General features: G+C 71.7%; 9 protein-coding genes and 2 pseudogenes. 6 read left to right on the forward strand and 5 right to left on the reverse strand.

The window, feature by feature from the left end; genetic code table 11:
* Positions 1 to 128 precede the first annotated feature (128 nt).
* The 5 genes from QFZ64_RS29950 to QFZ64_RS29970 all read left to right on the forward strand — a co-directional run bounded on the left by QFZ64_RS29950 (position 129) and on the right by QFZ64_RS29970 (position 7,260).
* Positions 129 to 1,481 carry an ABC transporter substrate-binding protein gene (locus QFZ64_RS29950; RefSeq protein ID WP_307070592.1) on the forward strand — a complete coding sequence of 451 codons (1,353 nt, stop codon included), beginning with the start codon at positions 129 to 131 and terminating at the stop codon, positions 1,479 to 1,481.
* Positions 1,482 to 1,487: 6 nt separating this feature from the next.
* Positions 1,488 to 2,453 carry a carbohydrate ABC transporter permease gene (locus tag QFZ64_RS29955; protein WP_307070593.1) on the forward strand — a complete coding sequence of 322 codons (966 nt, stop codon included), beginning with the start codon at positions 1,488 to 1,490 and terminating at the stop codon, positions 2,451 to 2,453.
* Positions 2,450 to 3,331, forward strand: a complete 882-nt coding sequence (locus QFZ64_RS29960) for a carbohydrate ABC transporter permease (protein WP_307070594.1) — start codon at positions 2,450 to 2,452, stop codon at positions 3,329 to 3,331. Before QFZ64_RS29955 ends, QFZ64_RS29960 begins: the two co-directional genes overlap by 4 nt.
* A gap of 64 nt (positions 3,332 to 3,395) precedes the next feature.
* Positions 3,396 to 4,985, forward strand: a complete 1,590-nt coding sequence (locus QFZ64_RS29965; protein WP_307070595.1) for a glycoside hydrolase family 13 protein — start codon at positions 3,396 to 3,398, stop codon at positions 4,983 to 4,985.
* 79 nt (positions 4,986 to 5,064) lie between these two features.
* Positions 5,065 to 7,260, forward strand: coding sequence for a discoidin domain-containing protein (locus tag QFZ64_RS29970; protein ID WP_307070596.1), 2,196 nt, complete (start codon positions 5,065 to 5,067; stop codon positions 7,258 to 7,260).
* Between the two features lie 103 nt (positions 7,261 to 7,363).
* On the opposite strand, the pseudogene QFZ64_RS29975 reads toward QFZ64_RS29970, so the two are convergent.
* The 3 genes and pseudogenes from QFZ64_RS29975 to QFZ64_RS29985 form a co-directional block, all read right to left on the reverse strand.
* Positions 7,364 to 7,564: pseudogene (locus QFZ64_RS29975) on the reverse strand (ABC transporter ATP-binding protein); the annotation flags it as partial.
* Between the two features lie 140 nt (positions 7,565 to 7,704).
* Complete coding sequence (locus tag QFZ64_RS29980) at positions 7,705 to 8,550, reverse strand: phospholipid scramblase-related protein (RefSeq protein ID WP_307070597.1); 846 nt, start codon at positions 8,548 to 8,550, stop codon at positions 7,705 to 7,707.
* 136 nt (positions 8,551 to 8,686) lie between these two features.
* Positions 8,687 to 10,747 carry a phosphocholine-specific phospholipase C gene (locus tag QFZ64_RS29985; RefSeq protein WP_307070598.1) on the reverse strand — a complete coding sequence of 687 codons (2,061 nt, stop codon included), beginning with the start codon at positions 10,745 to 10,747 and terminating at the stop codon, positions 8,687 to 8,689.
* A 278-nt stretch (positions 10,748 to 11,025) separates the two neighbouring features.
* Here QFZ64_RS29985 and QFZ64_RS29990 point away from each other — a divergent pair.
* A pseudogene (locus QFZ64_RS29990) lies at positions 11,026 to 11,225 on the forward strand (oxidoreductase); the annotation flags it as partial.
* 112 nt (positions 11,226 to 11,337) lie between these two features.
* On the opposite strand, the gene QFZ64_RS29995 reads toward QFZ64_RS29990, so the two are convergent.
* Both QFZ64_RS29995 and QFZ64_RS30000 read right to left on the reverse strand, forming a co-directional pair.
* On the reverse strand, positions 11,338 to 12,438 hold the full coding sequence (locus tag QFZ64_RS29995) for a hypothetical protein (protein WP_307070599.1): 1,101 nt from the start codon (positions 12,436 to 12,438) through the stop codon (positions 11,338 to 11,340).
* Entirely contained in the window at positions 12,435 to 13,274 is an 840-nt protein-coding gene (locus tag QFZ64_RS30000) for a phosphatase PAP2 family protein (protein WP_307070600.1), read from the reverse strand. Before QFZ64_RS30000 ends, QFZ64_RS29995 begins: the two co-directional genes overlap by 4 nt.
* Positions 13,275 to 13,390: the final 116 nt, after the last annotated feature.

The following is a 13,390-nucleotide window of genomic DNA, read 5'->3' on the forward strand; positions in this document are numbered from 1 at the left end:
TGGTACGGACCACGCGTGGTCGCGCACGGCGCAACGCATCGTCGAGACGGACGGTGACACGCGCCGCGACCACGCACGTTCCGTACCCCTGTGGGCCTTTCCACGCTCCTGCCCAAAGGGGTCCACCGATGACACGCACCGGGTTCCGCCGTACCTTCGTCGCGATCGGCGTCTGTTCCCTCGCCTCCCTCGCCGTCACCTCCTGCGGCTCGAACGACGACGACGCGGCGGGCGGCAAGACCCGCATCACCGTCAACTGCGAGCCGCCGAAAAGCGCCAAGGTCGACCGGAAGTTCTTCGAGGAGGACATCGCGTCCTTCGAGAAGAAGAACCCGGACATCGACGTCGTCGCCCACGACGCCTTCCCCTGCCAGGACCCCAAGACCTTCGACGCCAAACTCGCCGGCGGCCAGATGGAGGACGTGTTCTACACGTACTTCACCGACGCGCGGCACGTCGTCGACATCAAGCAGGCCGCCGACCTCACCCCGTACGTCAAGGACCTGAAGAGCTGGCCCACCCTGCAGAAGCAGCTCAAGGACATCTACACCGTCGACGGCAAGGTCTACGGCATTCCGCGCACCGGCTACTCGATGGGCCTGATCTACAACAGGAAGCTGTTCGAGAAGGCCGGACTCGACCCGGACACGCCCCCGGCCACGTGGGAAGAGGTCCGCGCCGACGCCAAGAGGATCGCCGCGCTCGGCAACGGCACCGTCGGCTACGCCGACTACAGCGCCCAGAACCAGGGCGGCTGGCACTTCACCGCCGAGCTGTACTCCCAGGGCGGCAACGTCGTCGGCGCCGACGGCAAGAAGGCCACCGTCGACACGCCCGAGGGCCACGCCGTGCTGCGGAACCTGCACGACATGCGCTGGAACGACGACTCCATGGGCAGCAAGCAGCTCCTCGTCATCAACGACGCCCAGCAGATGATGGGTTCGGGCAAGCTCGGCATGTACCTCGCCGCCCCCGACAACATCCCGATCCTGGTCAAGGAGAAGGGCGGCAACTACAAGGACCTCGCCCTCGCGCCCATGCCCGGGGGCAAGGGCACCCTCATCGGCGGCGACGGCTACATGTTCAACAAGAAGGACAGCCCCGCCCAGATCCGCGCCGGCCTCAAGTGGCTGGAGCACATGTTCCTCACCCCCGGCGACGGCTTCCTCGGCGACTACGCCCGCGCCAAGAGGAACGACGCCCCCGTCGGCCTGCCCGAGCCGCGCCTGTTCACCGGAGCCGCCGACGCCAAGGACCAGCAGGTCAAGAAGGCCGACGCCAATGTCCCCGTCGAGAACTACGAGAGCTTCCTCAAGGGCAACCAGACCCTGGAGATGAAGATCGAGCCGCCGCAGGCCCAGCAGCTCTACTCCGTCCTCGACGGCGTCGTCTCCGCCGTCCTCACCAAGAAGGACGCCGACATCGACCAGCTTCTCAAGGAGGCCTCCGGGAAGATCGACGGCATCCTCGCCCGGGGCTGACGGCAGATGACCAAGACGGCCTCCCGCCCGCCCGCCGAGGCGCCCGCCGCCCGGCCGGCCCCCACGAAGGCGCCCTCCCCGGCGCCGGGGGCCGGCCGGCGGCGCCGCCTCGGCGACCAGGCCCGCGCCTACGCCTTCCTCCTCGGCGGCCTGCTCTGCTTCGCCCTGTTCTCCTGGTACCCGGCGATCCGCGCGGTCGTGATCTCCTTCCAGAAGTACACCCCCGGCTCGTCCCCGGAGTGGGTCGGCACCGACAACTTCACCCGCGTCCTGCACGACCCCGAGTTCGGCGACGCCTGGCGCAATACGCTCACCTTCACCGGACTCGCCCTGCTCATCGGCTTCGCCGTCCCGTTCGTCCTCGCCCTGGTCCTGAACGAACTCCGGCACGCCAAGGCGTTCTTCCGCGTCGCCGTCTATCTGCCGGTGATGATCCCGCCGGTGGTCAGCGCCCTGCTGTGGAAGTGGTTCTACGACCCCGGCGCGGGCCTCGCCAACGAGGCGCTGCGGTTCCTGCACCTGCCCACGTCCAACTGGTCCAACGGCGCCGACACCGCGCTCGTCTCCCTCGTCCTCGTCGCCACCTGGGCCAACATGGGCGGCACCGTGCTGATCTACCTTGCCGCCCTGCAGTCCATCCCCGGCGAGCTCTACGAGGCCGCCGAGCTGGACGGCGCGAACCTGCTCCAGCGCGTCCGGCACGTCACGATCCCGCAGACCCGCTTCGTGATCCTCATGCTGATGCTGCTGCAGATCATCGCCACCATGCAGGTCTTCACCGAACCCTTCGTCATCACCGGCGGCGGCCCCGAGAACGCCACCGTCACCGTGCTCTACCTCATCTACAAGTACGCCTTCCTCTACAACGACTTCGGCGGCGCCTGCGCGCTCAGCGTCATGCTGCTCGTGCTGCTCGGCCTCTTCTCCGCCCTGTACCTCCGGCTCACCCGCACCGACGGGGAGGACACATGAGCGACGGCACCCGCACCCTCGTCTCCCCGGCCGCCCTGGCCCGCCCGCGCGGGAAGGCGATCTACTGGAGCGTCTTCACCGGCGTCGTCCTGCTGTTCGCGCTCGCCTTCCTCTTCCCCGTGTACTGGATGGTCACCGGCGCGATGAAGTCCCCGGACGAGGTCGCCAGGACCCCGCCCACCCTGGTTCCCGAGCACTGGCACCTCAGCGGTTACACCGACGCCTGGGACCTGATGCAGCTCCCGCAGCACCTGTGGAACACCGTCGTCCAGGCCGCCGGCGCCTGGGCCTTCCAGCTCGTGTTCTGCACCGCCGCCGCCTACGCCCTGTCCCGGCTGAGGCCCGCCTTCGGCAAGGTGATCCTCGGCGGCATCCTCGCCACCCTGATGGTGCCGACCCAGGCCCTCGTCGTGCCCAAGTACCTCACCGTCGCCGACCTGCCGCTGCTGCACACCAGTCTGCTCAACGACCCGCTCGGCATCTGGCTGCCCGCCGTCGCCAACGCCTTCAACCTCTACCTGCTCAAGCGGTTCTTCGACCGGATACCGCGAGACGTGCTGGAGGCCGCCGAGATCGACGGCGCCGGGAAACTGCGCGTCCTGTGGTCCGTCGTCCTGCCCATGTCGCGGCCCGTGCTCGGCGTGGTGTCGATCTTCGCGCTGGTCGCCGTCTGGCAGGACTTCCTCTGGCCGCTGATGGTCTTCTCCGACACCGACAAACAGCCCATCAGCGTCGCCCTCGTGCAGCTCTCGCAGAACATCCAGCTCACCGTGCTCATCGCCGCCATGGTGATCGCCAGCATCCCGATGGTCGCCCTGTTCCTCGTCTTCCAGCGGCACATCATCGCCGGCATCAGCGCGGGCAGCACCAAGGGCTGAACGGCCGCCCCCGCGCCGGCGGCCCCCGCCGCCCTCCTCCCCATCGAACAGAAAGGCACGCAACGTGGGACAGCCCACCCCTGCCCGAAAAGGGACCGACTGGTGGCGCTCCGCCGTCATCTACCAGGTGTACGTCCGCAGCTTCGCCGACGGAGACGGGGACGGCACCGGCGACCTCGCGGGCGTCCGCGCCCGGCTGCCCCACCTCGCCCGACTCGGCGTCGACGCCCTCTGGTTCAGCCCCTGGTACCTCTCCCCGATGAAGGACGGCGGCTACGACGTCGCCGACTACCGCACCATCGACCCCGCCTTCGGCACCCTCGCCGAGGCCGAGAAACTCATCGCCGAGGCCCGCGAACTGGGCATCCGCACCATCGTCGACATCGTCCCCAACCACGTCTCCGACCAGCACCCCTGGTTCCGCCAGGCCCTCGACGGCGGCCCGGAGCGCGAGCTGTTCCACTTCCGGCCCGGCCGCGGCGAACACGGCGAACTCCCGCCCAACGACTGGCAGTCGGAGTTCGGCGGCCCGGCCTGGAGCCGGCTCGGCGACGGCGACTGGTACCTGCACCTGTTCGCCCCCGAACAGCCCGACCTCAACTGGGCCCATCCGGCCGTCCGCCAGGAGCACGAGGACGTCCTGCGGTTCTGGTTCGAACGGGGCGTCGCCGGCGTCCGCATCGACTCCGCCGCCCTCCTCGTCAAGGACCCCCTGCTGCCCGACTTCACCCCCGGACGCGACCCGCACCCGTACGTCGACCGCGACGAACTCCACGACGTCTACCGCTCCTGGCGCCGCGTCGCCGACGAGTACGACGGCGTCTTCGTCGGCGAGGTCTGGCTTCCCGACGCCGAGCGCTTCGCCCGCTATCTGCGCCCCGACGAACTGCACACCGCCTTCAACTTCTCCTTCCTCTCCTGCCCCTGGGACCCCGCCCGGCTGCGCGCCTCCATCGACGACACCCTCGCCGAGCACGCCCCCGTCGGCGCCCCCGCCACCTGGGTGCTCTGCAACCACGACGTGACCCGCACCGTCACCCGCTACGGCCGCGCCGACACCGGCTTCGACTTCGCCACCAAGGCCTTCGGCACCCCCACCGACCTCGCCCTCGGCACCCGCCGCGCCCGCGCCGCCGCCCTGCTCACCCTCGCGCTGCCCGGCTCGGTCTACATCTACCAGGGCGAGGAACTCGGCCTGCCCGAGGCCGACATCCCGCGCGAGCGCATCCAGGACCCGATGCACGCCCGCTCCGGCGGCACCGACCCCGGCCGCGACGGCTGCAGGGTGCCACTGCCCTGGACGGCCGACGCGCCGTACGCCGGCTTCGGCTCCCGCGAGGAGCCCTGGCTGCCGCAGCCCGAGGGCTGGGCCGCGTACGCCGCCGACCGGCAGGCCGGGGACCCCGCCTCGATGCTCGCCCTCTACCGCGAGGCGATCCGCCTCCGCCCGATCTTCGGCGACGGGCCGCTGACCTGGCTGCCCGCCCCGGAGGGAGTCCTCGCCTTCACCCGCGCCGACGGCGTCCGCTGCGTGGTGAACCTCGGCGAGGACCCCGTCGTACTCCCCACCCCCGCACAACCCCTGCTCGCCAGCGGTCCGATGGACGACGACGGACGGCTGCCGCAGGACACCGCTGTCTGGCTGCGCTCCTGAGCAGTTCACTGCCTGAGTACGTGAGCGCGGCCCCTTCGCGACCCGCTATCCCCGCACCCCGCTCGAAGGGATCAGCACCATGTCACACCGCACCCCGGGCCACCGCACCCCCGTCAGAACCGCCGGACGGCTGACCGCCGTCGGCACCGCCGTCGCCCTCGCGGCCGGCACCCTCGTCACCCTCGGCGCCCCCTCCGCCCAGGCGGCCGCCGGAGCCACCCTCCCCTTCACCTCCGTCGAGGCCGAGTCGGCGAGCAGCACCGGCGCGAAGATCGGCCCCGACTACACCCAGGGCACCGTCGCCTCCGAGGCCTCCGGACGGCAGGCGGTCCGCCTCGGCTCAGGCCAGCGCGTGGAGTTCACCGTGCCGCGCGCCGCCAACGCCGTGAACGTCTCCTACAACGTGCCCGACGGCCAGTCCGGCAGCCTCGACGTGTACGTCAACGGCACCAAACTCGATCGGACCCTCCCCGTCACGTCGAAGTACTCCTACGTCGACACGGGCTGGATCGCCGGCGCCAAGACCCACCACTTCTTCGACAACGCCCGGCTGCTCCTCGGCCGCAACGTCCAGGCGGGCGACAAGATCGCCCTCCAGGCGACCAATGTGCAGGTCACGGTCGACGTCGCCGACTTCGAACAGGTCGCCGACGCCTCCGGCAAGCCGTCCGGGGCCGTCTCCGTCACCGACAAGGGCGCCGACCCCAGTGGCCAGGGCGACTCCACCCAGGCCTTCCGCGATGCCATCTCCGCCGCCCAGGGCGGGGTGGTGTGGATACCGCCGGGCGACTACAAGGTGTCCTCGTCGCTGCAGAACGTCCAGAACGTCACCCTCCAGGGCGCCGGAAGCTGGCACTCCGTCGTGCACAGCTCCAGCTTCATCAACCAGCAGAGCAGCGCGGGCAACGTCCACCTCAAGGACTTCGCGGTGATCGGCGAGGTCACCGAGCGCAATGACGGCAGCCCCGACAACTTCGTCAACGGCTCTCTCGGCGCGGGCTCCTCCGTCTCCGGGATGTGGCTCCAGCACCTCAAGGTCGGCCTCTGGCTCACCGGCACCAACGACAACCTCGTCATCGAGAACAACCGCATCCTCGACACCACCGCCGACGGCATCAACCTCAACGGCACCGCCAAGAACGTCCACGTCCGCGGCAACTTCCTGCGCAACCAGGGCGACGACTCGCTCGCCATGTGGTCGCTCTACTCCCCGGACACCAACAGCAGCTTCGAGAACAACACCATCTCCCAGCCCAACCTCGCCAACGGCATCGCCGTCTACGGCGGCACCGACATCACGGTGAAGAACAACCTGATCTCCGACACCAACGCCCTCGGCAGCGGTATCGCCATCTCCAACCAGAAGTTCCTCGACCCGTTCAACCCGCTCGCCGGGACGATCACGGTCGAGGGCAACACGCTCGTCCGCACCGGCGCGATGAACCCCAACTGGAACCACCCGATGGGCGCGCTGCGCGTCGACTCCTACGACAGCCAGATCAACGCCACGGTCGACATCACCGACAACACCATCACCGACAGCCCGTACAGCGCCTTCGAGTTCGTCTCCGGCGGCGGCACCGGCTACCCGGTCAAGGGCGTCAACGTCTCCGGCGCCACCGTGCGGAACACCGGCACCGTCGTCGTCCAGGCCGAGGCGCAGGGCGCCGCTACCTTCAAGAACGTCACCGCCACCGGCGTCGGCGCGGCCGGCGTCTACAACTGCCCCTACCCGGCGAACTCCGGCACCTTCACGCTCACCGACGGCGGCGGCAACTCGGGCTGGGACAGCACCTGGTCGGACTGCTCCACCTGGCCCCGGCCCGGCCAGGGCAACCCCGACCCCGACCCCACCCGCAACCTCGCCAAGGGCCGCCCGGCCTCCGCCACCGGCTCCCAGGACGTCTACACCCCGGGCAAGGCGGTCGACGGCGACGCGAACACCTACTGGGAGTCGACGAACAACGCCTTCCCGCAGGCGTTCACCGTCGACCTGGGATCCTCGCAGGCCGTACGGCGGCTGGTGCTCAAGCTGCCGCCGTCCTCCGCGTGGGGCGCCCGCACCGAGACGCTGTCCGTGCTCGGCAGCACCGACGGCTCCGCGTACTCCACGGTCGTCGGCTCGAAGGACTACCGCTTCGACCCGGCCTCCGGCAACACGGCCACCGTCACCTTGCCGAGCAACGCGAACCCGCGCTATCTGAAGCTGAACGTGACCGCCAACACCGGCTGGCCGGCTGCCCAGTTCAGCGAGGTGGAGGCGTATCTGCAGTAGTCGCCGTAGGGCCGGAAGGCTCTTCCTGCACCAGGGCCGGTTCCCGGTCGCCCGGCGGTTCCTGACCCGCCGGGGGCCCCACCGCCGGGACCGGCCCCGGCGCGGGCGTCCCGCGCTTCGCCGCCTGGATCCGCTCGTACACACGGGTACGCGGATCCGCGAAGCGCGGGGCGACCCGTGCGTGGACCAGGTCCCGCTCCTCGGGCAGGTCCACCCTCGGCTCCTCCCGTACGGTGGGGGAGGCGGACAGCACCACCACCCGCTCGCCGAGGTGCACCGCCTCGTCGATGCCGTGGGTGACGCACATGGACGGGCACCCACCCGAGGGGCGTCGGTCCCGAACCCCGGGCGCCGGCCCGAGTCGTGGGCGCGAGCCCGGGGCGGGCGCCGGCCCGAGTCGTGGGCGCCGGCCCGAACCCCGGCCGCCGGTCCGAACCCTCGGCGTCAGCCGAGGCCGCGGCTGTCCTGCTTGAGCGCCGTGTCCACCGTCAGCGCCGTCGCGACGACAAGGCTCCGCAGCGGCTCGGGGAGCTGGAAGTGGATCTGGAGGACGTAGTTGTCCGCCGTGGTGAACATCGTCTTGGCGAGGCCCTCCCACGTCTTCGTGATGCGGGCGACCTCGTTGTCCGCGTGGTCGGTGATCGCGAAGTTCCACGCCCGCCAGTTCTCGGCCTTGATCGCGCCGATCTTCTGACCACCCGCGTTGATCGCGAAGTTGATCTTCCCGATCGCGTTCTGCTGGACGATCTCGCCCACCGGCTGCCCGTCCGGACGCTCCACGATCACCCGGGACTTGATGAACTTCGCGGGCCGCGTCAGCAGCAACTGCGGCCGGCCGAACGCGTCACGTATCTCCAGCTTGTGGGTCATGTACTGGTCCACGCTGGAGACGAACCGCAGCGCCTTCTTCAGGCCGCTCTGCCCGACCTCCGCGACGGAGCCGATCTGGTTGCCCTGCTGGTCGAACACCTTGTACTCGTTGGTGAGTTCGATCAGCTTGGCCTTCTGGTTCACCACGAGCACCGGCTCGCTGAACAGCGAACCGCCGCCCGCCGCGCCCGCGGTGACCCCGGCCTGCTGCTGCACCTGGTGCTGCACGCGGGGGTCGGGCGCGGCGGGCTGCTGGGGCATGGCCGGGGCGGTGCCCGGGGCCGGCGGCGCCTGCTGCGCCCCCTGCTGGTCCGGGCTGGTGTGCTGGGTCCACTGGGTGCCGTCCCAGTAGCGCAGGGTCTGTACCGCACCGTGCGGATCGGGGTACCAGCCTGCAGGAGTGTTCGAATGCGTGGTCACCGGGGCACACTACCGCGAGTCACCCCCGACGCAACCGTCCATTCTCCTCACTCCCGCCCGGCCACGGCACCGCCCCCGGCCACGGCACCGCCCCCGGCCGTCGGGCCCCTCCCGGCCGTCGGGCCCCTCCCGGCTGTCAGGCTCCTCCCAGCGCCGGGTCGCTCACACCCGCACGGCCGTTCTCCACGTGGCCCGCGAACCGGCGGCGGAAGGACGGGTCCCCCTCGACGGTGACGGTGAAGTCGTACCAGCGTCGGCTCGCCGCCAGCGGCACCCGGTGCCGTACGTGCTCCCCGGCCCGCACCCGGACCGTGCGCGCTCCACCCCGCGCCCCCGCGAGCCGGTACCGCACCGAGCCGGACCCGCCGCCGCCCGTGAAGGTCAGTTCCAGGTCGCCGTCCGTGTGCCGTGCCGTCACCTCGGGCGCGGTGGCGTCCCGCCCCGCCGTGCCGGCGAACTCCCGCAGGAACCCGTTGGGCCCGTGCACGGTGAGGTCGTACGCGCCCTTCGCCGCCGCGCGGTCCCACGTGCCGGAGACGGTGCGGCCGGCAGCCGCCGTGTACGTCCACGGGCCCTCGTCGGCGCCGTCGGCCGAGGTCACCAGGAACGCGGCCCCCGTGTGCGGGCCGGCGGCGAAGGTGAGGGTGAGCTTCCCGGCGGCCGGATCGGCCGAGGCGTCCACGTGGGGCACGTACTTCAGCGGCCGGGCGGGGCGCACCCCCCGCTCCTGCCGGGGGAGTCGGCCGGTGGCCGGCGGGACGGGCACGTAGTCGGGGTGGCGCTGGTCGTCCGGGGGCCGGTAGCCGTCGGTGTCCGGCAGGGACACGGAACCGGTGTCGCGCCGGGAGAAGTCGAACGCGGCGGTCAGGTCGCCGCAGACGGTGCGCCGCCAGGGCGAGATGTTGGGCTCGTGCACGCCGAAGCGACGTTCCATGAACCGGATGATCGAGGTGTGGTCCAGCGTCTCGGAGCAGACGTAACCCCCTCTGCTCCAGGGGGAGATGACGAGCATGGGCACCCGCTGGCCGAGTCCGTACGGCCCGGCGGCGAGCGAGGCGCCGCCGGGGAACACGTCGGCGCTCGCGTCGACGGCCGACCGGCCCTGCGTGTCGGAGCCGGGCGGGAAGGGCGGGACGACGTGGTCGAAGAAACCGTCGTTCTCGTCGTACGTCACGAACAGCGCGGTCCTCGCCCACACGTCGGGGTCGGCGGTGAGCGCGTCCAGGACCTGGGAGATGTACCAGGCGCCGTAGTTCGCGGGCCAGTTGGGGTGCTCGGTGAACGCCTCGGGTGCCACGATCCAGGAGATCTCGGGGAGCCGGCCGCCGGTGACGTCCGCACGCAGCCGGTCGAAGAAGCCCTCCCCCTCGCGGGCGTCCGTGCCGGTGCGGGCCTTGTCGTACAGCGGGTCGCCGGGCCGGGCGTCGCGGTACTGGTCGAAGTAGAGCAGCGAGTTGTCGCCGTAGTTGCCGCGGTAGGCGTCCGGAATCCAGCCCCAACTGCCGTTCGCGTCCAGGCCGTCGCCGACGTCCTGGTAGATCTTCCAGGAGACGCCCGCCTTCTCCAGCCGCTCGGGGTACGTCGTCCAGCGGTAACCGGCCTCGTCGTTGCCGAGGACGGGGCCGCCGCCGCTGCCGTCGTTGCCGGTGTAACCCGTCCACATGTAGTAGCGGTTGGGGTCGGTGGAGCCGATGAACGAGCAGTGGTACGCGTCGCAGACGGTGAAGGTGTCGGCGAGGGCGTAGTGGAACGGGATGTCCTCGCGGGTCAGATACGCCATCGTGGTCGGGGACTTGGCGCCCACCCAGCCGTCGTACCGGCCCCCGGCGAACGCGGCGTGGCCGTCGTTCCAGCCGTGCGGGAGGTCCTGGATGAAGGCGAGTCCCAGATCGTCGGCGTCGGGGCGGAAGGGCAGCACCTCCTTGTCGCCGTGCGGCTGGTGCCACACGGACTTCCCGCTGGGCAGGGTGACGGGGTGCGGGTCGCCGAAGCCGCGGACGCCTCTGAGGGAGCCGAAGTAGTGGTCGAAGGACCGGTTCTCCTGCATCAGGACGACGATGTGCTCGACGTCCTCGACGGTGCCCGTGCGGTGGTGCGCGGGGAGCGCGGCGGCACGCTCGATGCTGCCGTTCAGCGCGGTGGCTCCGGCGGTGGCGCCGGCCAGTTGCAGGAATCGGCGCCGGTTGACGTCGGGCATGGGCGGGGCCCTCTCCTTCTGTTCGGTCCCCGGCGGGTGGGCCCACCGGGGGTGCTTCGTCGCGCGCGCATGGAGTGTTCGACGTGATTCAGGGCGCTTCGGAGTGTTCCAAGCACACCGAACGTCGGGGAAGGGTGCGAGGGCGCTCCTGTGACGGGAACAAGTACAGCGGGCGTACGGCTGTCGTCCCGACGACCCGCCGTGCCGGAACCGGAACGGGGGGCGGGGCCGGGCCGAGGGCGCGGCGGCCGGGCGCGGCGGTCTTCCGTCTGACGGAATCGGTGTCGGACGCGGTGCGGGGGACCGGTGTCGAGGTGCTGTACTCCCGCAAGGCAGGCGCCGGAGGGACCCGCGAGACGGATGTGCTGGAGGGGTGCCGGACCACCGGGACCCGGTGCTCACCGAGGAGGAGCGGGCCGCCGGCGAGACCATGATGATCTGCGGCTCGCGGTGCCGGGGGGAGCGGCTGGGCCTGGACCCCCGAGGCTCCGCGACCGGCGGGCGAGCGGGCGAGCGGGCCGGTTACGGGAGCGGGACCGGCCCGCTCGCCCGGTCCGCTCACCGGCACCGTGGCCCGGTCCCGCTCCCGCTCACCGGCTGGGAACGGTCGAACCCCTGGGGGACGGCACCGACACGGACGGCGGAGGCGAGGGACGCTGCGCCGGGACCTCCGTCGGGACCTCCGTCGGGCAGTCCTCGGGATCCAGCGCGAGCACGGCCGCGACGGGGTGCTCGTCCGGGACGGCCACGGCATCAGTCACGGCCACCTCGTCCGGCACGACCACCACGTCCGGCGCCGTCACCGCATCCGCCCCTCCATCCGGCACCGCAGCCACATCCGGCACCGGCACCCGGTCCGGCGCCGCCGCCACGTCCCGGGCCGCGTGCGAGAGCACCACCACGCCCCACGCGGCCAGCGCCGCCCCGAGGCCGCCGGCGGGCAGCCCCTCCAGTCCGCTGCGCAGCCGGTTGTCCAGCAACGTCACCCCGATCGCCGCCGCCGCGACCGGATTGGCCAGGGTCACCACCGCCAGCGGCGCCCCGAGGCCACCCCGGTACGCCGTCTGCGACAGCAGCAGACCGCCCGCCGCGAACGCCGCCACCAGCAGCGCCACGACGACCACATGCGCGCCGAGCGACGGCTCGGAGCGGTCCGTCGCGGCCACCGTCACCGTCTGGGTCAGGGCGGAGGCCACCCCCGAGGCGAACCCGGACGCCGTCGCGTGCCGCAGTCCGGGACGGGCGCCGGGCCGGGCCAGCATCCCGATGAGCGCCGTCGTCGCCCCGGCGACCGCGAGCGCCTGCGGCAGGCTCAGGATGCGCTCCGGGGCGGGCCCGGACGCGGCGACGAGCAGTGCCGCCAGCCCGGCCAGGGTCAGTGCCGTGCCGCGCCACTCGGCCGCGGTGACCCGCCGCCCGGCCGCCCGGGCACCCAGCGGCACCGCGGCCACCAGCGTGAGCGCGCCCAGCGGCTGCACCAGCGTGAGGGTGCCGTACTTGAGCGCGGCGACGTGCAGCAGGGCGGCCGCCGCGTTGAGCAGCACCGACCACCACCAGGCGCCGTGCCCGAGCAGCCGCAGGAGACCGGCGCCCGCGCTGCGGGCGGCGAGCCGTTCCTGGGCCACCGCCGCGGCCGCGTAGGCGACGGCGGAGACCAGGGACAGCGCGACGGCGAGGACGGTCGGGCTCATCGCCGCGCCCCCACGAGCCCGCGGCCACCGGCGGGGACCGGCGGTGCGCCGGCCCCGGTCGGCGGCGTGGGTGCGGCGGTCGCCCGCACCCCCGACCGCCGGGCCGGTGCCGGAACGACCGCGAGCGCGAGTCCCAGCAGTGCCGCCGCGACCAGCGAGTCCAGCCAGAAGTGGTTCGCCGTGCCGACGATGACCAGCAGCGTCACCGCCGGGTGCAGCAGCCACAGCCACCGCCACCGCGACCGGGTCGCCGCGATCAGCCCGAGCGCCACCATCAGCGCCCACCCGAAGTGCAGCGAGGGCATCGCCGCGAACTGGTTCGCCATCGTGTCGGCGGCGGGACGGGCCCCATAGACCGTGGGGCCGTAGACCTGCCCGGTGTCCACCAGCTGCGTCACGCCGAGCAGCCGTGGCGGGGCGAGCGGGAAGGCCAGGTGAAGGGCGAGTGCCGCGCCGGTGAGCAGCGCGAGGATCCGGCGGGACCACACGTAGTGCGCCGGACGGCGCAGGTACAGCCAGGCGAGGAAGGCGACGGTGGCGGGGAAGTGCACCGTCGCGTAGTAGGTGTTGGCCACATGCGCCGGGACGTCGCCGTGCAGCAGCAGGGACTGCACGGCCCCCTCGCCCGGCAGGCGCACGGCCCGCTCCAGGTCCCAGACCCGGTGGCCGTTGCGGAATGCCTCCGCGACACGGCCGTCGGCCAGTTGCCGGCCGGCCTTGTAGACGAGGAACAATCCGACGACGAGGAGAAGTTCACGTAGGAGCGGCGGCCTGACGGACGCGTCGGTCCCGCTGCCGGGTGGTTCACTGTCCGGCGGCTCGGTTCTGGAAGCCATCCCGCGGTCCTTTTGCTGACGGTGTACGGAGCTCGGGCCGTGAGGAATCACTCCGAGCTCATCGATACGCCAGTGTACCGATACGGTCGCGTATCGGTACACTGGCGTATCGATAT

The organism is Streptomyces sp. B3I8 (genome assembly GCF_030816915.1).
In the GTDB taxonomy this organism is placed as follows: domain Bacteria; phylum Actinomycetota; class Actinomycetes; order Streptomycetales; family Streptomycetaceae; genus Streptomyces.